Source organism: Nocardiopsis alkaliphila YIM 80379 (assembly GCF_000341005.1).
GTDB classification, from domain to species: domain Bacteria; phylum Actinomycetota; class Actinomycetes; order Streptosporangiales; family Streptosporangiaceae; genus Nocardiopsis; species Nocardiopsis alkaliphila.
In genome coordinates this window covers 1-20,833 of record NZ_ANBD01000123.1, presented here as the reverse complement: position 1 = coordinate 20,833, position 20,833 = coordinate 1, and the positions used below count along the sequence as shown (strand labels likewise).

Here is a 20,833-nt window from a genome sequence, read left to right as displayed (position 1 = left end):
CAGCTGCCCGCCAAGGCTGCGCATGGCCAGGGTGGAGGCGGAGGCCGCCTCCAGCCAGAAACGCTCCAGGAGCTGTTCACGACGGCGGACGATGTCATCGGCGTTCAGTGCCGGCCGACGGACCGCGTCGGTGAACAGGCTCACGGCCTCACCGAGGCGGGTGGTCGGCGCTTCCAGACCGGTGATGAACCCGTCCCAGTTGACGCGGGAGACCCATTCGGCGCCATGGCGCTCCAGGGCCGGGGCCAACGAACTGTTCCCATCGGGCCCATCTTCGAGGACCTCACTGGTCAGGGCGCTCACCCCCATCGCGTCCAATGGTTCGACGGCACCGCCGAAGGGATGGATGAGACGGAGGGAGACCATCTGCTGGCCGGGGAGGTCCACGGCCACGACCGTGCCGTTGCCGACACGGACACGCTGAGGTTTGGGGAAGGTGTAGGACGCGGCGGCACCGAGGTCCGGGCGGGTCTGCTGCATGCTGCGGCTCTTTCTGCGGCTAGGGAACGACAAGGACCTTCGGTTACGAGCGGGAGGCGTCGGCTTCCGGTTCGGGATCGAAGCGCACGACCAACGTGTTGTCGTCGACCAACAGACGCTCGGCGGCGACCCGGACCTCTTCGGCGGTGATGTCGGCCCAGCGCTGCGGCCAGGTGAAGGCGAGTTCGGGATCGTCGAACAGCTGGGTGCAGCCGCCGATGGTGTCGGCCAGTCCCGAGGGACCGGAGATGTGGTGCAGGTGCTCGCGCTCCAAGATGGCGCGGGCCCGGTCGAGTTCGTCGTCATCGATGCCGGAGGCGAGCTTGGCGATCTCCTCACGGATGGCCTGCTCCAAGACGTCACCGTCCACGCCCTCACGGGCGAGCATGTTCACCAGCAGCAGGCTGTCGGTGTACCGGAACGGCAGGATGTCGGCGGCGCCACCACCGTCGTCGGCGGCGATGGGACGGTCCACGACGAGCGACCGATACAGGCGGCTGCCCTGCCCTTGCCCGAGGACGGCGGCGGCCAGTTGGGCGGCGTCGTGCTCGCGCTCACCGTAGGCGGGCACCCGGAAACCGATGAACACGCCGGGGGCGGGGACGGTTTCGGTCACGGCGTCCCGGACCGGCCCGCCCAATCCGGAGACCAACGCGGAGTCGGGGACCGTGGGGATCTCCTCGCGGGCCGGGATGTGACCGAAGTACTTCTCCACCCGGGCCAGGACATCGGCCGAGTCCAGGTCGCTGACGATGGTCAGGACACAGTTGTCCGGCCCATAGTGCAGCTTGTGGAAGGACTTGACGTAGTCCAGGTCGGCGGCGTCCAGGTCGGCCATGGAGCCGATGGTCGGGTGATGGTAGGGGTGTCCCTCCGGGTAGGCCAGGCGCAGGATGCGTTCCAGGGCGGTGCCGTAGGGCTGGTTCTCATAGCGTTGACGGCGCTCGTTCTTGACCACGTCACGCTGGTTGTCCAGGACCTCCTGGGTCATGCCCTCGCGCAGTGTGGCCAGTCGGTCGGCCTCCAGCCACAGGATCAGGTCCAAAGCGTGGGTGGGGACCGTCTCGAAGTAGTTGGTGCGGTCGGTGGAGGTGGAGGCGTTGATCTCGCCCCCCAATCGCTCGACCTCGTCGAAGTGGTCACCCTTGTCGGTGTTCCCGGTGCCCTGGAACATCAGGTGTTCGAAGAGGTGGGCGAATCCGGTGCGCCCGGGCACCTCGTGGCGCGAACCCACGCCGTACCAGAGGTTGACCGCGGCGACCTGGCCGGTGGAGGCCGGCGCCGTCACCAGACGCAACCCGTTGTCCAGCGTGTACTGCTCGACCCGTCCCGCCGTTCCCATGCTGGTCACCAGCGCATGCACCCCATCAAGTTCCGTTGTCTGCTTCACCGACTACGACCCTATGGCCTCAAGGCGCGCCGAGGGCACGAGGTTCGGGCAATCCGCGGGGTTTTCTTCGGGATCGACAGGCCGACCGTGAGCCCGGAAGGGCTAGGAGTTCGCGCGATATTCGGTGGTGTCCATCGACGCGGCGATCTCATCGTAGAGAGCGCTGTACTGGGCGTCGACCGACCACACGTAGAGCAGCACGTCGCTCTCGGGCAGGAACCACATACGCACCTCGAAGGTGTCGTCGTTGTCGCAGGTGACGTTCCAGATCGAGTGGTGGGACTTGAGACCATCGGCGTGCTCGAAGACGTTGCCATGACCGCTGGTGAGCGTGGCCCCCTCCACCCCGATGTTGCCGGAGGCGGCGGTGTTGAGGCTTCGGCAACTACCGGTGTCGTCCGCCCAGCCATCGTCGTCGTAGAAGGCGTCGTCCTTCTTGGGCCAGCTCTGCGGGTGCCCCTCGGCCTGCTTGGGGACCAAACGAACGGAGCCGTAGGCGCAGGCGCTCTGCCCGGGCGGGGTCAGACACAACTGTCCGCCCTCTTTCTGGACCTCCCAGCCCTCGGGGGCCTCGATCGCGACCCCACCGATCTCGACACCGTCGAAGCCCTCGGGACCGGGGGGTTCGATCGCGGGCATCATGCCGCTCTCCCCACGCTCCAATTCGATCTCCTCCGGTTCGGTGGAACCGCAAGCCCCCAGGGTCAACAGAGCCGCCGCCGCGACCGTGACCGCACGACCACCCATCCGCACACGCCGCCGTACCTGGCCCGTCGCGCCCGACATCGTTCGTCCCGCCCTTCTGTGTAGGTCTCCGCGAAACCGTGGTCCCACCGGTTCGGAGCACAGTCGACCTTAGCGCCCCCGCGCGCTCGACGCACCGCGCGACCGTCACCACTACCCTGGGCCCATGGTGGACCTCGCGAAGATCACTGAGCCCTTGTCCCTCAACCGTTTCGGCCCTCGCCCCCAAGGCCCGTTGATACTGGAACTGGACCTGACCGAAGGGGTGGCCGACGAAGCGCCGGGCGATCCCCTCAGCCAGATCATGAACCGCCGCAAACAGCAGTACCTGGAGATCGTGGAGGGTATCCGCCGGGGCGCCCGCGACCCGAAGGTGGGTGCCCTCATCGTTCGGGTGGACACCCGGTCCCTGGGACCGGCGAAGGTACAGGAACTGCGTGACACCATCACCGACTTCCGCGCCACCGGTAAGCCCGCGGTGGCCTGGGCGGACACCTTCGGCGAGGCCGGGGCCGGCACCCTGCCCTACTACCTGGCCACCGCCTTCTCCCGGATCGCCCTGTCCCCCACCGGCCTGGTGGGGCTGAGCGGCCTGATGTCGCGCTCCACCTTCATCAAGGGCGCCCTCGACAAACTCGACGTGAAGTTCGAGGGCGGGGCACGCCACGAGTACAAGAACGCGATCGATCCCTACACCCGGACCGGCTACACCGATAGCCACCGCGAGGCCATCGGCCGGATCGTGGAGTCCATGAACGACCAGATCGTCGAGGCGGTCGCCACGACCCGAGGACTCACCACCGAACGGGTGCGCGAGCTCATCGACACCGCCCCGATCCTGGCACAGGAGGCGCTGGACTCCGGTCTGGTCGACCGGCTCGCCTACCGGGACGAGGTCTACGCCGAACTCGACGAGCAGGTACGTGGTCGGCAGGACAAGGCACCCGAACCCACCCTGCGCTTCGTCACCCGCTACCACCACCGGCACGCCACACCGCCCAAGCCCAAGTTCGCGGACACCGATGACCACATCGCCCTGATCTCCGCCCAGGGCGGCATCACCTTGGGCAAGAGCCGCCACACCCCGTTGAGCGGCCCCGTGATGGGGTCGGACACCGTCTGCGCCGCCTTCCGGGCCGCCCGCCAAGACCCCCGGGTCAGGGCCGTGGTGTTCCGAGTGGACAGCGGCGGCGGTTCCGCGATCGCCTCGGACCTGATCCGCAGGGAGAGCCAACTGACCCGTGAGGCCGGCAAACCGGTCATCACCACCATGGGCGACGTCGCCGGTTCGGGCGGCTACTACGTGGCCTTGGGGTCGGACGCGATCGTGGCCCAGCCCGCCACCATCACCGGATCCATCGGGGTACTCACCGGAAAGATGGTGCTGGGCGCGCTCAAGGAACGCTTCGGTATCACCTCCGACTCGGTCCAACAGGGCGCGCACGCCGGCATGTTCGACTCCGAGAAGGGGTTCAGCGACTCCGAGTGGGAGCGGATCAACACCCTCCTGGACACCATCTACGACGACTTCGTCACCAAGGTGGCCGCCGCCCGCGGCAGGACCTGGGACGAGATCCACGAGGTCGCCAAGGGACGGATCTGGACCGGGGCGGACGCCTTGGAACGTGGCCTGGTCGACGAGTTGGGTGGTGTGGAGACCGCGGTGCGGCTGGCCCGGGACAAGGCCGGGGCCGGAGCGCTACCGGTGCGCTCGTTCCCACGCACGCACCCCTTGGACCGACTGCGCCGGCACGAGTCCAGCGAAGACCTGTCCGCGAACGAGCCGCAGACCGTCCTGAGTGCTTGGGGCTCCCTGGAACACGTGGCCGCCCGACTGGGTCTGCCCACCGCCGGCCCACTGAGCATGCCCGGCGTGTGGGAGATTCGTTGAGTGTGGCCGGGGGCGCCTACCTGGAGGCCATGAGGATGCTGCCGACCGGGGTGACGGTGGTGACCATCGCCGACGGGCGCGACGACATCGGGGCGACCGTGAGCGCGCTGGTGTCGGTGTCGGTGGATCCTCCAGTGGTGATGCTGAGCGTGAGCGCCGAGGGTTACGTCGCCGAAGTCGTGGAGGAGGTGGGCGCCTTCGCGGTGAGCGTGCTCGGTGCCCACCAGCGCGCCCTGGCGGGACGCTTCGCCGCCGAGGGCCGGCCCAGTGCCCGTCTGTTGGTGTCGGGGCAGCCCCACCACCGGGGCGAACACACTCGCGCGATCGTGTTGGACGATGCCTTGGCCGCTCTGGAGTGCTCGGTGCGTCAACGAGTGGAGGTCGGCGACCACGTGGTGTTCTTCGCCGACGTGATGGGCCTCCCCGAGGTCGGCACGGGCCACCCCGGCCGAGCGATGGTGCGCTGGGACGGCCGCTACCACACCGTGGAACGCTGAAGCCTCGACTCCGAGCACGTGCGGGGGTGGGCGTCGAATCCACCCCCACACGTGTGTTCGATACGGTCCCGGCCTGAGTACGTACTCCGACCCGAGCCCGTGCGTGAAGGCGGGATCAGGCCAGGTTCCGCTCCTCCAGCCACTCCTGTGCGACGTCGGCGGCGTTCTCGTTGTCGATGACCACCCGCCGGTTCAGCTCGGTCAATTCGTCCGTGGTCAGGGTCGCGGAGACAGCGTTGATGACCTCCCGAGCGGTCTCGTCGACCTGGTCGGCGTTGACCAAGGGAGTGATGTTCTGGGCCCCGAACAGGTTCTCCGGGTCCTCCAAGACCACGAAGTCCTCCTCCGCGATCTGCGGGTCGGTGGTGAACAGGTTGGCGGCCTGGATGTCGTCGTCCAAAAGCGCCTGGGTGAGCAGGGCGACCTCCAACGAACGGAACTCACCGAACTCCACGCCGTAGACCGACTCCAGGCCCACCACGCCCTGCTGACGGGTCTCGAACTCCGGAGGGCCGCCCAAGACCAACCCATCGGCCACCTCGGCCAGGTCCGCCAGGGTGGTCAGGTCGTACTCGTCGGCGACCTCCTGGGTGACGGTCACGGAGTCCTTGTTCTCGGCCTCGGAGGAGTCCAGGATCTCCAGCCCTTCGGGCAGGACCTCCACCAGCGACTCGTTGGTCTCCTCGGAGTCGCCGCTGGGCGCCTCCTCGTCCAGGTAGGTCAGGATGGCACCGTTGTACTCAGGGAACAGCGTGAGGTTGCCCGACTCGATCTGTGAGTAGTAGACCTCGCGGCTGCCGATGTTGAGCTGGTAGGAGACCTCCATCCCCTCGGCTTCCAGGGCACGGCCGTAGACCTCGGCCAGCAGGCCGCTCTCGGGGAAGTCGGCGGAGCCGATGACGATGGCCTCACCACCCTCGGCGCCGCCTCCTTCCTCCTGGAAGGGGTCCTCGGCACCACACGCACTCAGTGTCAACACCAGGGGGAATCCGGCCAGGGCCAGTTTCTTGTACATGTCAGAACCCTCTCTTGGGAACATGGTTCGGGGCCACCCATTCAGCGCGCCGCCGCGGCCTCGGCGCGCAGCCCGGGTGCGACGAGAACCCGCCGCAGCCCCGCGAACAGGAGTGTGGTGAGCACCGCCAGTGCCACCACCAGGACGGAACCGCCCAGCAACATCGACAGGTCCTGACGAGCCTGCCCGTCCACGATGTAACGTCCCAGACCCCCCACACCGACGTAGGCGGCGATGGTGGCCGTGGCCACGACCTGAACGGCGGCCGTACGCATACCCATGAGGATCAGCGGGGTGGCCACCGGTAGTTCGAGCTTGAACAGGACCTCTCGGCCACGCATGCCCATTCCCAACGCGGCGTCCTTGAGTCCGGGATCGACGCCTCGCACCCCCTCATGGGTGTTGACCAGGATGGGGGGAACGGCGAGGGCCACCAACGCGCACACCACCGGGACCAACCCGATACCGGCCAAGAGCACGATGAGGAAGAGCACGCCGATGGTCGGCAGGGCGCGGGCGAAGTTGGCGAGGCTGGTGGTGAGGAACCCACCGACACCGGTGTGCCCGGTGAGCAGCCCCACCGGTACGGCGATGACGGTGGACAGCCCCAGCCCGAGCAGCGAGTAGTAGACGTGCTCGACCAACCGGGTGGGGATCCCGGCGGGCCCGCTCCACTGGGCGGGGTCACTGAACCACTCGACCAGCAGGGTCATGATGTTCATCGCGACTCCCGGTACTCGGAGGTGGTGCCGGTGGGGACCCGAGCGGCACCATCGGCGGCGGCGGCCTCGGCACGGGTCGCCCTCCTCCGTGACGGGCGCCCCCACCGTGGCGAAGGCCCCTTCCCGGTGTGCGTCCACGGGGTGAGCAGTCGTTGGGCGAGCACGAGCACGGCGTCGGTGGCCAAGGCGAGCAGGACGGACAGGACGATGCCCACCACGATGGGCGCGTCGAACTGGCGACGGAATCCCTCGCTGACGATGAGCTGTCCCAGACCGCCCAAGCCCACCAAAGAGGCGACGCTGACCATGCTGATGGTGGCCACCGAAGCCACCCGGAGCCCGGCGACGATCACCGGGACCGCCACCGGTAGCTCCACGAACACCAGACGGCGTAGTGGACCGAAACCCATGGCCACGGCGGCCTGCCGCACGTGTTCGGGCACCTGGCGCAGCCCGTCCACCACGTTGGGCAACAAGATCACGAGGGTGTACAGGGCCAGCGGTACGATCGCCGTCCAGTCACTGAAACCGGTGTAGGGCAGCATCAGGAAGAACAGGGCGATGGAGGGCACCGCGTAGAGCACGTTCACCCCGGTGAGCACCGGTGGATAGACCGAACGCCAACGCGCACAGGCCAGCCCCAAGGGCAGCGCGATGACCAATCCGATGATGATGGACACGTACGACAGACGCATGTGCTCCAACAGCCGGGGCAAGACCCCGCGGCCGGGCTCGTTCGGGTGACTCCAGTTGGCCGTGGTCCAATCGACCATCCGCAGGACCCAGTCCAGGGCCGCCACCTGTGCGGCGTCCGCGATGATCATTCGGTCACCGACCAGATCGCGCCGCCCAGATCCTCCTGGGACACCACGCCCAGGACGCGACCGTCGGCGTCCACCCCCACGGCCCGTCCGGCCGGGGAGAGCACGGCCGCGTCCAACGCCGCGCGCAGGGAGTCGGTGGCCACGTCGAAGGTGTGGCCGAAGGGGGCCTTGTCCAATGAACCGAGGGTGAGCCCACTCGGTTGTTCGGTGAGTTGTCGGGCGCTCACCCAGCCCAGGGGGGCACGACGTTCGTTCACCACCAATACCCAGGGATCCTCGCCGGCCACCACCGCCTCACGAGCCCGTTCGACCCGGTCCTGTGCTTCGAAGACCATGTCCTGGCGGAGCGAGAGTCCTCGCGCTGGGAAGAAGGACAGCCGACGCACCCCCCGGTCGTAGCCGACGAAGGACTCGACGAACTCGTCCACGGGCTCGGCGAGCAACCGTTCTGGGGTGTCGTACTGGGCGAGCTCTCCCCCGGGGCGAAAAACCGCGATCCGGTCGCCCAACCGTACGGCCTCGTCGATGTCGTGGGTGACGAACACGATGGTCTTGCGCAACTCCCGCTGCAAACGCAGCAATTCGTCCTGCAGGCTCGTGCGCACCACCGGGTCGACCGCGCTGAAGGGCTCGTCCATGAGCAGGATCGGTGGGTCGGCGGCCAGGGCACGCGCGACCCCGACCCTTTGCTGCTGTCCTCCGGAAAGCTGGTGGGGGTAACGCTTGGCCTGCGCCGATTCCAAACCGACCAACTCCATGAGTTCGGCCGCCCGTGCCCGTGCCCTGCGACGCCGCCATCCCAAGAGCAGGGGGACGGTGGCGATGTTGTCGAGGATCGTGCGGTGCGGGAACAGACCCGCCTGTTGGATGACGTAGCCGATGGAACGGCGCAACCGGGCGGGGTCCTGCGCTCGGATGTCGTGGCCGTCCACGCGGATGGTCCCGTGGGTGGGTTCGACCATGCGGTTGATCATCCGCAAGGAGGTGGTCTTGCCACTGCCGGAGGGCCCCACCAAGACGGTGGTGCGTCCGCTCTCGACGGTCAGGTCCAGGTGAGCGACGGCGACCGTGCCGTCGGGATAGATCTTGGCTGCACCCTCGAACGTGATCATCGGGCTCTCCTTCGGGGCGGGACGGCACCGGCGGAGCGGAGCGGGGCCGCCGGCGAAGACCGTTGCGACGTTACCGTTCCTCAGCGTCATCCACGAGTGACATCCGATGCCACGTCGGAACCGCGCGCACTTCGAACGGTGTCGGACGCACCGCTCGCCCGAGATCTTCTACGTTCGGGCACGTCTACGCGACCATGCCCACGAACAGGCGAGGACCCCGGCACGGCGATGGCGAGTCGGCACGACACGAACACACCACAAGAGGAGCTTCGTTTCAGTCCGCGACGCGGACCATCGCCCATTCCGCGACCTGGTGGAGGTCGTCCAAGATCGCATCGGCCTGGGCCGCCTCGGGGCCGGCCGCGTGCCGGTACCCGTAGATGCCCCGGCGCAACAGGGCCGTGTTCATCCCGGCCGCGCGTGCGGGTAGAACGTCGTTGTCGACGCGGTCACCGACGTAGAGGATCTCCCCGGCGGTGATGCCCGGAGTGCTCTTGTCCGCCAGTTCCAGGGTCCGCTCGAAGAATTCCGGCCGGGGCTTGGCGACCCCCCACTCATCGGAGATGCCGATGCTCGTCACACCCAGGTTCATCGCGCTCAACGCGGGGCCGGCCTCGATGGGCTGGTTCCCTGCGATGATCAGGTCCAGTCCGGCCTCGCGCATGGCGGCGAAGGCCGGGCGAACGTCCGGATACAGGTCGCTCTCGGTGAAGTGCTCACGATCGCCATCGGGTTCCTCCGCACGCCACCGAGCACTCTCGGTCGCCAGGTCGAAACCGGGGACCAGGAGACGGAACCCATCGGTCAACGTCCCTCCGGAGGCGATCACGCCACCGATGGTGCCGAAGAAGGCCATGTGCGGGATGCCGAAGCGGTCCGCCCAACGCGCGAAGATGCGTGTCTCGTCGATCAGAGTCTCGCCGACGTCGAACACCACAGTACGAATTGCCACGGTGAGTGAGTGTATCCGGCCTTTCTCAGGACACCGGCGGGCCCTGGTTGGGTGGACGCAGGACGGCGAAGGCGTCGGTGACCTCCATTTGCCGGGTGCGGAACCGGAACAGCGCGGCGGGACGTCCGCCGGAGCGGCCCGAGGGCACCGAACGGCCGGTCTCCTCGATCTGTCCACGGCGCAACAGGACCCGGCGCAGGTTGGTGGCGGCCACGTCGTGACCGAGCGCGGCCCGGTAGTGGCCGGACAGCTGCGACATGGTGAACTCGGGCGGGGCCAGGGCGAAACCGACGTTGGTGTAGCTGAGTTTGGAGCGCAGCCGTCGCCGTCCGGAGCGAACGATGGAGGCGTGGTCGAAGGCCATCGGAGGCAGGTCGCCGGCGGAGTCCCAGCCAGTGTCGTCGGGTACCACGGGGTCGATGTCGGCGGGGACCAGCCCCAGGTAGGCGGTGGCGAGGGTACGCCGTTGTGGATCGCGGTCGGGCTCGCTACGGGTCTCCAACTGCTCCAGGTGACTCAAATCACGAACGTCCACTTTCTGGGCGAGTTGGCGACGGATCGAGGCGCCCAGACTCTCGTCGGCTCCGAGCCGGCCGCCGGGCAGGGCCCACTCCCCCTCACAGGGCGGGAGAGCCCGCCGCCACAGCAGGACGCACAGTTCACCCGCCCGGATCTGTAGGACCACGGCGAGCGCCTCATGCGCCGAGAGCGCCCCCGCGCCCAGCCCCTGGGGGCGGGCCGTAGCGCTCGCTTCCGCCCCGGTCACCATGGCTTGTCCGTTTACTTCCGGGATATCCACCCTGTCCCTCCCGTTCACTGCCATGTTAGGCTGAAACAGGTTTGTGCCTGACAGGCTAAAACCTGGTCACCCGCACCGACCTCCCCCGGCGCGGCATCCCACGTCGAGCCCACAGCCTCAAGGAAGTAGTAGGACATGGCATCGGTCACCGCAACAGCGGACACCATGACCAGGCAGGAATGGGCCGCCGAGGTCCGCCGCCTGGCAGAGGAGCGCGACGCCGTCATCCTCGCGCACAACTACCAGCGTCCCGAGATCCAGGACGTGGCGCACCACACCGGCGACTCCCTGGCACTGTCCCGTCTGGCCGCGAGCGTCGAGGCGAGCACCATCGTGTTCTGCGGTGTGCACTTCATGGCCGAGACCGCCAAGATCCTGGCTCCGCAGAAGACGGTCCTGCTGCCCGACCCCAACGCGGGTTGCTCGCTGGCCGACACCATCACCGCCGAGGACGTGCGGAACTGGAAGGCCCAGCACCCCGGGGCGGTCGTGGTCGCCTACGTCAACACCACCGCCGCGGTCAAGGCGGAGACCGACATCTGCTGCACCTCCTCCAACGCCGCCGACGTCATCCGGTCCATCCCGGAGGACAAGGAGATCCTCTTCCTCCCGGACCAGTTCTTGGGCGCCCACGTCAAGCGGGTCACCGGCCGCGAGAACATCCACGTGTGGATGGGCGAATGCCACGTACACGCCGGCATCGACGGTCACACCCTGCGCGAGCGTGTGGCGTCCGAACCCGACGCCGAGGTGTACGTACACCCCGAATGCGGCTGCGCCACCTCCGCCCTCTACCTGGTCGGCAGCGGTGCCGTCCCCGAGGACCGGGTCAAGGTCCTGTCCACCGGCGGGATGCTCAGCGCCGCGGAGAACACCACCGCCAAGAAGGTGCTCATCGCCACCGAGACCGGCATGCTGCACCAGCTGCGCAACGCCAACACCACCACCGAGTTCGAGGCGGTCAACTCACGCGCCGAGTGCCACTACATGAAGATGATCGACGCCGACAAGCTGCTCGCCTCGCTGCGGCACGGGACCACCGAGATCACCGTCGACCCTGAGACCTCCGAGCGTGCCCGCCGTTCGGTGGAGCGCATGGTGGCGATCGGCCGGCCCTCGCGCGGTGGCGAGTGAACGGACAACGCAAGTCTCATTCAGGCCACAGCTGATCGATTTCCGCACGCCACGATCCTCCCCTCGCTAGCGTCACTACAGATGGCGGGGGGAGAATCGTGACCAAAAGCAACGAATCGGACGAAGTGAGAATGGGATCGGCCGAAGCGCTCCATGACGCCTACGCCCAGCCCTTGTACCGGTACGCGTGGTCCCTACTCGGCGGCGACGCCCCCGGCGCACCGGAGGACCCCGTCACCGAGGCCGTCCACGAAGGACTCGTCGCCGGTGTGGTACTCGAACCCGAACTCACCGACCCCTCCGACCGCGGTCCCTGGCTCTACGCCCTGGTCCGGGCCGCCTGTCAACGTCGGGGATTGGCGCACCCCTGCCCCTACACACGACTGGCCACCACGCCGGCCGAGGCCCCGGTGGCGCGCATGTTCTCCCGCCTGCCCGCCAGCCACCGCGAACTGGTCGAACTGAACCTGCGCCACGCCCTGCCCACCACCGCCATCGCCCGCGTGCTGGGACTGGAAGCGGACATGTGCGGCGAACTCTCCCGATCAGCGATCCGTCGTGCCGCCGAAGGGCTGCACCGGATCCCCGCAGGAGACGAGAGCACTCCTGCCGAGCAACCTCAGGTCGAAGACGAAGCCGGCGCGGTCGACCCCACCTGGCGCACCCAGGTCCACCAGGTCTCGACCGCACTGTCCCTGCTCCGTCCTCCCGGAGCTCCTCCTGGACTGCGCGAACGCGTCGTGCACACCTGCACCTCCCCCGAGAGCGCACAGGAACGCAAGAAGATCGCCGCGACCATGCGACCGCTCACCACCGCCGGCTACCCGGTACACCGATCCCGCCCCGCCAACGCCCCCGTCGGCCTCCCCAACGAGGGGGCACCGCCTCTCATGCCCTCGGCCACCCCTCGCCCCTTGCCCCAGGACCGGTTGACCACCCACGACCACCCCATCCACGAGAACGTGCGCGCACCCTTGCCCGCACCCGACCACGACCCCGCCGCCGAAGCCCTGCAAGAGCGACGCCGTTGGCCCCTGCCGGCCCTGTCCGGGTTGGCCACGGTGGTGGCCGTGCTGGGACTGTGGTGGTGGGCCGGCACCATGGGTCTTCCCCCCACCACCATCGACGCCGGCCCCGCCGAGGTCGGGCGGGCCCAGGAGGGCACTGAGACCGAGGCCACGGACGAACCGACCGAGAGAGCAGGTGGCGAACCGCCTCCCTCCGGCCGGACACCCACACCGGAGACGGTCCAGGGACTGCCTTCGGAGGCTCCCCGCGAACCCGGCACGGACCAGGACACCGGGCAGGAACAGCGGACACGGCCGGGTGAGGAACAGGAATCGGAACCACCCCCCGCCCCACCCCGGACGACCGAGAACGAAGACGAGACCGCCCCGCCCCCCAGCCCCGAGAACGACGAGACCCCCGAGGAGGATCCCGGGGGTGAGGAGCCGGAGTCCGACGGCTCCAACGGTCTGTTCAGTGGCCTACTGGGGTTGTTGTTCAAAGACGGATGACATTCCACGGGCGGTGCGACGGCCTCCGTGGTCAAAAGGAGGCGAGCAGGCGCTCGGCCGCCACGTGCAGGCGCCGTTCCACCTCGTCGATGTCACGACGTCCCTTGAGGACCTCCACCAACTCGAAGATCCACACGCTGGTCAAGGAACCGACCAGGACGTAGTCGGTGCCCTCCCGATCCACGTCGACCGCCCTGGTCCCTTCGCCGTCGGCCTCCCTGATCTGCAGATGACCGGTGGCCACCCGCCACACCAGGTCGGTGATGCGCACGTCCAGTTCGATCTCGACCTCGGCCATGATCAGGGAACGCACCAAGGCGTCCGCCAACTCGGGCTCGCGCATGAGCCCTCGGGTGGCACGAAGCAGGACGTCCACGGCGCGCCCGGCGGCGGCCTCCGACGTGGGTGGACGGCGGACGATGCCGCCCTCCAACAGATCGAGCTCCTCGGTCACCACGGCCACGACGAGGTCCATCTTGGAAGGGAAGTACCGGTACAGGGTGCCCAGGGCGACTCCGGCACGCTCGGCCACCGAACGCATCTGCATGGCTTCGACGCCCCCGCGCACCGCCAGGGCGGCCGCGGTCTGGACGATACGCCGGCGACGCTGGGTCTGGCTTCGCGTCATCGTTCCGATCGTTGCCTGCACCGCCACTGGGTCTCTCTCCTTCGTCATCAGTCCACCCACCGCCGATGCGGTGGACCGAGAACCGGCTCGACCAGGTCGACGAAGCACCGCCGACCCTTATGAGAACACGTTATCCAACGTGTTCCCTCGGGTGCACTGTTTCGAACCCATGATCCGCACCTCATCGCCCGACGTGACAAAGGCAATACGAGCCTTTGGCGGAAATTTTCAGGTACTCGCACAACCTAGATAGAATACGTTCTATTTTACGTTTCCTCTGCCTTAGGACGCGTTCGGACCATCTTGTCCGCACTCCGCCCGAAGGGTCCATCCACCCTTTCCCTAGAATCGAACCGGATTCGGTTTCCACTGGAGAGGCGTGGCTGAGCATGCGTGAGATACCCCCCATAGAGGACCTGGGCGAAGGGCTCTGGAGCATCCCCGTGCCCGTCCCCCACAACCCCATCGGTTTCACCTACGTCTACGCCCTATCCGCTCCCGGCGGTCCCGTCCTCATCGACACCGGCTGGAACCACGACGACTCCTGGGAGGCCTTGGTCGCCGGACTGGCCCGAACCGGCCACACCGTCGACCAGGTCCAAGGCGCGATCATCACCCACTTCCACGCCGACCACTCCGGGCTCACCGGGCGTCTACGCGAGGCATCCGACGCCTGGATCGTGATGCACCCCCACGACATCGACGTCCTGGCTCGGCTGACCGCACGCGATCCCGACGAACGCGCCGCCTCGGTGATCGAGCAGATGGCCCGCGCCGGCTTTCCCACCGAGGACATCGACGCCTTCCGCGCCTCTCCCCTGCTCTTCCATCCCCCGGCCCCACCGAACGGGGCCCTCGCCGACGGCGAACGAATCGACGTGCCCGGCCTGGACCTACGGGCCGTGTGGACCCCCGGCCACACACCGGGCCACCTATGCCTGCACCTACCCGACCGGAACCTGCTCTTCACCGGCGACCACGTCCTTCCCCGCATCACCCCGCACGTGGGCCAGTTCCCCTTGGACTCCACCGAAGGCGACCCGCTCGGCGACTTCCTGACCTCCCAAACACGCATCGGTCACCTCCCCGAAGCCGACCGGATGCTGTGCCTTCCCTCACACGAGACGCGCTTCACCGACCTGCTCACACGCACCCGACAGATCCGCGAACACCACGAGGAACGCCTCACTCTCATGGTGAGCCTGCTCGCCGAAGGCCCCACCACCCTGTGGGAACTCACCTCCCGCCTGGAATGGCGCCGCCCCTGGGAGGCGATGCGCGTCCCGGCCCGCCACATGGCCGCCTCCGAAACCGCCGCACACCTACGCACTCTGGAAAAACGTGGATTGATCAAGCGCAACGGTTCGCTCGACCTCCCCCGGTGGGCCGCCGTCACCACGAATCCTCGCCCGGAATAGGATCCCTGTACCCGATCCGGCTCCGCCCCGAGCGAACTCGCGAGTAACATAGGGGAGCGCCGATGAACGCTCCCGACGACGACCCACGTCCGCGCGGCGGCGACACCGACCGCCGGCCACGAACCCGGCCACGAAACCCCGCGGCACACGGCGGTGACCGGGCACGCGACCCAATGAAGAGGTGGACCCTTGACCCAGTCGGGCACTAGCACGGGACCGACTCCACGGCCCTTCGGCGACCGCCCCCTGCGCGTCGCCCTCCTGTCCTACCGAAGCAAGCAGCACGTGGGCGGACAAGGCGTCTACGTGCGCCACCTGTCCCGTGAACTCGCCGCACTCGGTCACCAGGTCACCGTCTTCTCCGGCCAGCCCTACCCCACCCTGGACGAGGGCGTCGCCCTGGAGAAACTCCCCTCCCTGGACCTCTACAACGACGCCGACCCCTTCGTCGCGCCCCCCATCCGCCAATGGCGCGACTGGATCGACGTCCTAGAGGTCGCGACCATGTGGACCGCCGGGTTCCCCGAGCCCCTCACCTTCTCCCTGCGCGCCAACCGCGAACTACGCCGCCGCCTGGGTGAATTCGACGTGGTCCACGACAACCAGACCCTGGGCTGGGGCCTGATCGGCATCAAGTCCGCCGGCATCCCCCTGGTCACCACCATCCACCACCCCATCAGCGTGGACCGCCGCATCGAACTCCAAGAGGCCCGCGGTCTCCAAAGACTCACCAAACGCCGCTGGTACGGGTTCGTGAAGATGCAAGGCAAGGTCGCCCGCCGCCTCGATCCGATCCTGGTGCCATCCCGGTCCTCCGCCGACGACATCGCCCGCGAATTCGGAGTCGACCCCACCACCATGGAGGTCACCCCACTGGGCGTGGACACCCGCTACTTCCGCCCCCGCTCAGAAGTCGAACGCGTCCCCGGACGAATCGTGTGCACCGCCAGCGCCGACAGCCCCCTCAAAGGCGTCAGCGTGCTCCTACGAGCCGCCGCCAAACTCGCCACCGAACGCGACGTCCACCTGACCATCGTCAGCAAACCTCGCTCCGGTGGCCCCACCGAAGAACTCGTCGACGAACTCGGCCTCCACGACCGAGTCGAGTTCATCAGCGGAATCAACGACCAGGAGCTGGGCGAACTCATCTCCAGCGCCCAGATCGCGGTGGTCCCCTCCTTCTACGAGGGCTTCTCCCTCCCCGCCGTAGAGGCCATGGCCTGCGGAACCCCCCTGATCGCCAGCCACGCCGGCGCCCTCCCCGAAGTCGTCGGCACCGATGGCGACGCCGGGCGTCTCATCCCTCCGGGCGATTCCGAACTCCTGGCCGGCGAACTCGCCGCGCTCTTGGACGACGACGCCGAACGCGAACGCATGGGCGCCGCCGCTTGGAACCGTGTCCAAGAACGCTTCACCTGGAAGGCCGTGGCCGAGCTGACCGCACAGCGCTACGCCTCCACCATCGCCACCGTCAAGGGGGCCGGCATCGGCTCCGACGACGGCGTCGGCCGAACCCCGCCTGTGCGGACCCGCGCGAACGGTGCCTGACCCGGCAGGCCGCGCACACCACGACCCGCAGCACCATCCCTAGGGAGCCTCCACTGATCACCGTCGACTTCAACCTGTTCCCCGTCGGCCCGGGCCGGCGCGTTCTCGACCTGGGCTGCGGCGGTGGCCGCCACGCCTTCGAGATCTACCGTCGCGGCGCCGACGTGGTCGCCTTCGACCAGAACGTCAGCGACCTCGCCGAGGTCGAGGCCATGTTCACGGCCATGCGAAACGAGGGTCAGGTCCCCGAGACCGCCACCGCCGAGACGGTCAAGGGCGACGCCCTCGACATGCCCTTCGACGACGACAGCTTCGATCGCGTCATCGCCGCGGAGATCTTCGAGCACCTGCCGCACGACACCGCCGCCATGAAGGAGCTCTACCGGGTACTCAAGCCCGGCGGCATCGCGGCCATCACCGTGCCCAGCTTCCTGCCCGAACGCATCTGCTGGGCGCTCTCGGAGGAGTACCACACCAACGAAGGCGGCCACATCCGCATCTACACGCGCGCGGAACTGGAGGCCAAGCTCAAGGCCACCGGCTTCCAGATCGGCCCCCACCACCACGCGCACGCCCTGCACGCTCCCTACTGGTGGATCAAGTGCGCGGTGGGCACCGACAACAACGAGCACCCGCTGGCCAAGGCCTACCACGAACTCCTGGTGTGGGACATGCTCAAGGCTCCCAAGGTGACCCGCGTCGCCGAAAGACTCCTCAACCCCGTCATCGGCAAGAGCGTCATCGTGTACGTCCGCAAACCACTCACGGACGAAGCCATCGACGCCGGCACGTCCACCTGATGGCCACCACACCCGCGCCGAACGACCCCGACGCCCTGCACCTGCCAGGGATCATCAGCACCGAACAGCTGTATCGGTCCGCGGACTACCTGGTGCACGCGCAGGAGCCCTGCGGCGCCATCCCCTGGTTCCCAGGCGGCCACACCGACGTGTGGGACCACGTGGAATGCGCCATGGCCCTGACCTTGACCGGGCTGGCGATACCCGAACACGCCGAGGCGGCCCGACGCGCCTACCGATGGCTGGACCGGGCCCGGCACCCCGATGGCGGCTGGCCCGCCAAGTTCCGCCAGGGTGAACCCGTCACGGAACTACGAGAGGCCAACCACGCCGCCTACCCCGCGGTGGGACTGTTCCACCACCTGCTCACCACCGGGGACACCGCCTTCGCCGAACTGATGTGGCCAGTGGTAGAGGAGGGCATGGAGTTCGTGTTGGCCCTGCGGGGCGACCACGGGGAGATCCTGTGGGCCCGTTCCGAGGACGGCACACCCGGCGACCACGCCCTGCTCACCGTGTGCGCCAGCGTGCACCACGCGCTGCGCTGTGCCACCGCCTTGGGCGCCCATCTGGGCCACGACCGGCCCGAATGGAGCGCCGCCGCGGCTCACCTGGCCGAACTCATCAACGAACACGAGGACCTGTTCGCCGACCGCTCCCGTTTCTCGATGGACTGGTTCTACCCGATCCTGGGCGGAGCCGTACGCGAGGAAGCCGCCAAGGCGCGCATCGCCGAACGCTGGGACACCTTCGTAGTTCCCGGCCTGGGAGTGCGGTGTGTGAGCGACCAGCCATGGGTGACCGCAGCGGAGTCCTCCGAACTCGTGATGGCCTTGGCCGCCATGGGCGAGCACGAGAGCGGCCTGCGCATCCTGCGGGAGGTACAGCATCTGCGCGACCCCGACGACGGGGTCTACTGGACCGGATACCAGTTCAGCGAACAGGTGCGCTGGCCGGTGGAACGCAGCACCTGGACCACGGCTGCGGTGGTGTTGGCCGTGGACGCCCTCACCAGGACCACCCCGGGCTCCCGCGTGTTCCTGCACACCTGGGAACAACAGCCGATCGTCGCCTGAACCCGACCGAAGCGCGAAAGGCCCGTACCGAAGCTCTCGGTACGGGCCTTCCATCACCTATGGAGCAGTCGTGCGCGCGTCCTCCGTGCGTCCTGGCGGTGGAATCTCAGGGATTCCGGGCTGCTCCGGCTCGCCCGGCCAACCGGGGTCCTCCGGTTCTTCTGGCCACCCCGGCTCCTCGGGCAACTCAGGCTCCACCGGAATCTCGGGCTCGACCGGCTGTTCGGGCTCGACCGGTTCCTCGGGCTCTGGGGGTTCGACCGGTTCCTGAGGCTCCTGGGTCGCCGGGTCCGGTGCCCAGTTCTCGGTCGTGCCGCCGAACTCCGGCCCTGGGAAGGACTCCCGTTCGTAGCCCTCCATCGCCCGGCTCATGTACCGGTTCCACATGGTGGCGGGCAACCCACCACCGGAGATGTTGTGTCCCGGAATACTGAAGCTCTCGTTGTTGCCGCTGTACACACCCACGGCCGTCGAGAGCTGCGGGGTGTACCCCACGAACCAGGCCGCGACACTGCCGTCGGTGGTTCCGGTCTTACCCGCGACCGGGTGGTCCCACAGCCGCGCCGCCGTACCGGTACCACCGGTGACGACCTGTTCCAAGGCGTAGGTGACGTCCGAGGCGGTCGACTCCTCCAGGGCGCGCTTCCCCTCGACCTCGGGCCGCTCGTTCTCCCCCTCCTGGTTGACGACCTCCTTGACGACGTGCGCCTGCATGTGCACACCACCATTGGCGAAGGTCGCGTATCCACTGGCCTGGTCGATCGGGCGAACACTGGTGGCGCCCAGCGGCATGACCGGCACGAGCTGGTCGTCGTCGATGCTGCCCTCGGGAAGCCCCACGTCGTAGGCGGTCTGCCGGATCTCCTCGAACCCGACCGTCTGCGCCAACTCCACGAAGCCCAGGTTGTTGGAGACCCGCGTGGCCTGGGTCAGGTTCATGACGCCACCAGGGGAGTTGCCCGCGTTCTGCACCCGAGAACCCTGGATCTGACGCGGACCGCGACCGTCCACCGTGGAGTTGAGCCCATAACCCTGCTCCAGCGCCGTGGCCAGGACATAGGGCTTGAACGCCGAACCCGCCTGCGCGGCACCCCGGAAGGAGCTGTCGTACTGGTTGGTGGTGTAGTCGTGTCCACCGTAGAAGGCCAAGACCTCACCCGTGGCCGGGTCGATGGTGCTCAACCCGATGTTGACCCCCTCGGGGAGGCTTTCCTGAGGAACCATCTCCTCGACCGTCTCATAGGCCGCGTCCATCATGTCCTTGTCGAAGGTCGTGACGATCTTGTAGCCCTGACGGTTGACGTGGTCCTCGGTGAAGCCCAGGTCCTCCAGCTCGCTCACCGCCTCCTGGAGCATGTACCCCTTGTACCCGCTGATGTCGGCGCCCTCCATGGGCTTTTCCGGCTCGGGCGCGGGGAACTCCATCTGGTCGGCCTCGGCCTGAGTGATCGCCCCGGTGGTGACCATGCCGTCGATGACGTACTGCCACCGGTTCTCCATCGCGGGCGTGGTCTCCACGTCCGCCTGACCGAACCGGGTCGGCTGCTGGATGGCGGCGGCCAGGAAGGCCGCCTCCTCGGCGGTGAGCTCTTGGACGTCCTTGTGGTAGTACGCCTGCGCGGCGGCCTGCACGCCATAGGCCTGACGACCGAAGTAGATGGTGTTCAGATACTGCTCCATCACCCACTCCTTGTCCTCGCTCTGGTCCACCTTGATCGCGATGATGATCTCCTGGACCTTGCGGGCCACGGTCTGCTCCAGGGACACCCCTTCGTAGTAGTTGCGCACCATCTGCTGGGTGACGGTCGAGCCACCCTGCACCTGCTCACCACTGAGCGTGGACCACACGGCACGCATGGTGCCGCTCACCGAGACACCGGGCTCGGTCCAAAAGCCACGATCCTCCGCGGAGATGACCGCTTCGACGACCTGGTCACCACCGGCGACCATCTGCTCGTAGTCGATCACCTCACGGTCGGTGCCACGGTAGGCGAACTCGGTCTCACCATCGGCGTAGTAGAAGGTCGAGCCCTGTTCGACGGCATCGGCCTTCGCCGCGTCCGGAATCTCCACGGTGGAGTAGAAGTAGGCGAACACACCCGCGCCGGTGATGATCATCACGCCCATGGTGATGAGCAGAACCCGAAGGATGCGCCACCACAGCGGCTTCTTGGGCTTCTTCCGTTCCTTACCGTCCTTGCCCCCGGGCCCCTTCGGGCCGCCAGGACCACCGGGTGGGCCCTTGGGGCCACCCGGCCCGGTGGCCGTGTCCGGGCTAGCTCCTCC

At 67.9% G+C, this 20,833-nt stretch carries 18 protein-coding genes and 1 pseudogene; 8 read left to right on the top strand and 11 right to left on the bottom strand.

The genetic code is table 11. The features are described 5' to 3' along the window. From D472_RS0117275 to D472_RS0117265, 3 genes and pseudogenes are all read right to left on the bottom strand, one after another. Window positions 1-480: pseudogene (locus D472_RS0117275) on the bottom strand (insulinase family protein); the annotation flags it as partial. A 43-nt stretch (window positions 481-523) separates the two neighbouring features. Next, the gene (locus D472_RS0117270) at window positions 524-1,822 is read right to left on the bottom strand and encodes a M16 family metallopeptidase (protein WP_033304113.1); all 1,299 of its coding nucleotides are present in this window, start codon (window positions 1,820-1,822) and stop codon (window positions 524-526) included. A gap of 150 nt (window positions 1,823-1,972) precedes the next feature. Further along, window positions 1,973-2,656 carry a hypothetical protein gene (locus tag D472_RS0117265; protein WP_017605724.1) on the bottom strand — a complete coding sequence of 228 codons (684 nt, stop codon included), beginning with the start codon at window positions 2,654-2,656 and terminating at the stop codon, window positions 1,973-1,975. A gap of 124 nt (window positions 2,657-2,780) precedes the next feature. Here D472_RS0117265 and sppA point away from each other — a divergent pair, with 124 nt between their 5' ends. Further along, the gene (sppA, locus tag D472_RS0117260) at window positions 2,781-4,505 is read left to right on the top strand and encodes a signal peptide peptidase SppA (RefSeq protein WP_017605723.1); all 1,725 of its coding nucleotides are present in this window, start codon (window positions 2,781-2,783) and stop codon (window positions 4,503-4,505) included. Between the two features lie 29 nt (window positions 4,506-4,534). Further along, a complete protein-coding gene (locus D472_RS0117255; protein ID WP_193373482.1) occupies window positions 4,535-5,002 on the top strand; it encodes a flavin reductase family protein in 468 nt (155 codons plus the stop codon). A gap of 115 nt (window positions 5,003-5,117) precedes the next feature. On the opposite strand, the gene D472_RS0117250 is transcribed toward D472_RS0117255, so the two are convergent. The 6 genes from D472_RS0117250 to D472_RS0117225 form a co-directional block, all read right to left on the bottom strand. Further along, window positions 5,118-6,017 (bottom strand): ABC transporter substrate-binding protein, encoded by a 900-nt coding sequence (locus tag D472_RS0117250; RefSeq protein ID WP_017605721.1) that lies wholly within the window; start codon window positions 6,015-6,017, stop codon window positions 5,118-5,120. Window positions 6,018-6,058: 41 nt separating this feature from the next. Next, window positions 6,059-6,739 carry an ABC transporter permease gene (locus D472_RS0117245; RefSeq protein WP_017605720.1) on the bottom strand — a complete coding sequence of 227 codons (681 nt, stop codon included), beginning with the start codon at window positions 6,737-6,739 and terminating at the stop codon, window positions 6,059-6,061. After that, the gene (locus D472_RS0117240) at window positions 6,736-7,563 is read right to left on the bottom strand and encodes an ABC transporter permease (protein WP_017605719.1); all 828 of its coding nucleotides are present in this window, start codon (window positions 7,561-7,563) and stop codon (window positions 6,736-6,738) included. The genes D472_RS0117245 and D472_RS0117240 overlap by 4 nt, the downstream gene beginning before the upstream one ends. Further along, on the bottom strand, window positions 7,560-8,675 hold the full coding sequence (locus D472_RS0117235; protein ID WP_017605718.1) for an ATP-binding cassette domain-containing protein: 1,116 nt from the start codon (window positions 8,673-8,675) through the stop codon (window positions 7,560-7,562). Before D472_RS0117235 ends, D472_RS0117240 begins: the two co-directional genes overlap by 4 nt. Before the next feature lie 274 nt (window positions 8,676-8,949). Beyond that, window positions 8,950-9,612, bottom strand: coding sequence for an HAD family hydrolase (locus D472_RS0117230; protein ID WP_017605717.1), 663 nt, complete (start codon window positions 9,610-9,612; stop codon window positions 8,950-8,952). Window positions 9,613-9,652: 40 nt separating this feature from the next. Next, a complete protein-coding gene (locus tag D472_RS0117225; protein WP_017605716.1) occupies window positions 9,653-10,396 on the bottom strand; it encodes an NUDIX hydrolase in 744 nt (247 codons plus the stop codon). Window positions 10,397-10,561: 165 nt separating this feature from the next. Between D472_RS0117225 and nadA the strand changes: the two genes are divergently transcribed. Together nadA and D472_RS0117215 are read left to right on the top strand one after the other, a co-directional pair. Further along, window positions 10,562-11,560: a quinolinate synthase NadA gene (gene nadA, locus D472_RS0117220; protein ID WP_026117800.1), complete on the top strand. Its 999-nt coding sequence runs from the start codon at window positions 10,562-10,564 to the stop codon at window positions 11,558-11,560. A 98-nt stretch (window positions 11,561-11,658) separates the two neighbouring features. After that, window positions 11,659-13,077 (top strand): hypothetical protein, encoded by a 1,419-nt coding sequence (locus tag D472_RS0117215; RefSeq protein WP_026117799.1) that lies wholly within the window; start codon window positions 11,659-11,661, stop codon window positions 13,075-13,077. Between the two features lie 31 nt (window positions 13,078-13,108). Here D472_RS0117215 and D472_RS0117210 read toward each other — a convergent pair whose 3' ends face one another. Continuing rightward, a complete protein-coding gene (locus D472_RS0117210; protein WP_017605714.1) occupies window positions 13,109-13,732 on the bottom strand; it encodes a TetR family transcriptional regulator in 624 nt (207 codons plus the stop codon). 362 nt (window positions 13,733-14,094) lie between these two features. Here D472_RS0117210 and D472_RS0117205 point away from each other — a divergent pair, with 362 nt between their 5' ends. The 4 genes from D472_RS0117205 to D472_RS0117190 all read left to right on the top strand — a co-directional run bounded on the left by D472_RS0117205 (window position 14,095) and on the right by D472_RS0117190 (window position 18,547). After that, the gene (locus tag D472_RS0117205) at window positions 14,095-15,123 is read left to right on the top strand and encodes an MBL fold metallo-hydrolase (protein ID WP_017605713.1); all 1,029 of its coding nucleotides are present in this window, start codon (window positions 14,095-14,097) and stop codon (window positions 15,121-15,123) included. A 189-nt stretch (window positions 15,124-15,312) separates the two neighbouring features. Then, window positions 15,313-16,671 (top strand): glycosyltransferase family 4 protein, encoded by a 1,359-nt coding sequence (locus D472_RS0117200; RefSeq protein ID WP_026117798.1) that lies wholly within the window; start codon window positions 15,313-15,315, stop codon window positions 16,669-16,671. A 53-nt stretch (window positions 16,672-16,724) separates the two neighbouring features. Next, window positions 16,725-17,471, top strand: coding sequence for a methyltransferase domain-containing protein (locus D472_RS0117195; protein ID WP_026117797.1), 747 nt, complete (start codon window positions 16,725-16,727; stop codon window positions 17,469-17,471). Then, window positions 17,471-18,547 (top strand): glucosidase family protein, encoded by a 1,077-nt coding sequence (locus D472_RS0117190; RefSeq protein ID WP_017605710.1) that lies wholly within the window; start codon window positions 17,471-17,473, stop codon window positions 18,545-18,547. Before D472_RS0117195 ends, D472_RS0117190 begins: the two co-directional genes overlap by 1 nt. Before the next feature lie 57 nt (window positions 18,548-18,604). Here D472_RS0117190 and D472_RS25830 read toward each other — a convergent pair. Then, on the bottom strand, window positions 18,605-20,833 hold a 2,229-nt coding region (locus D472_RS25830), incomplete at its 5' end, for a transglycosylase domain-containing protein (protein ID WP_017605709.1).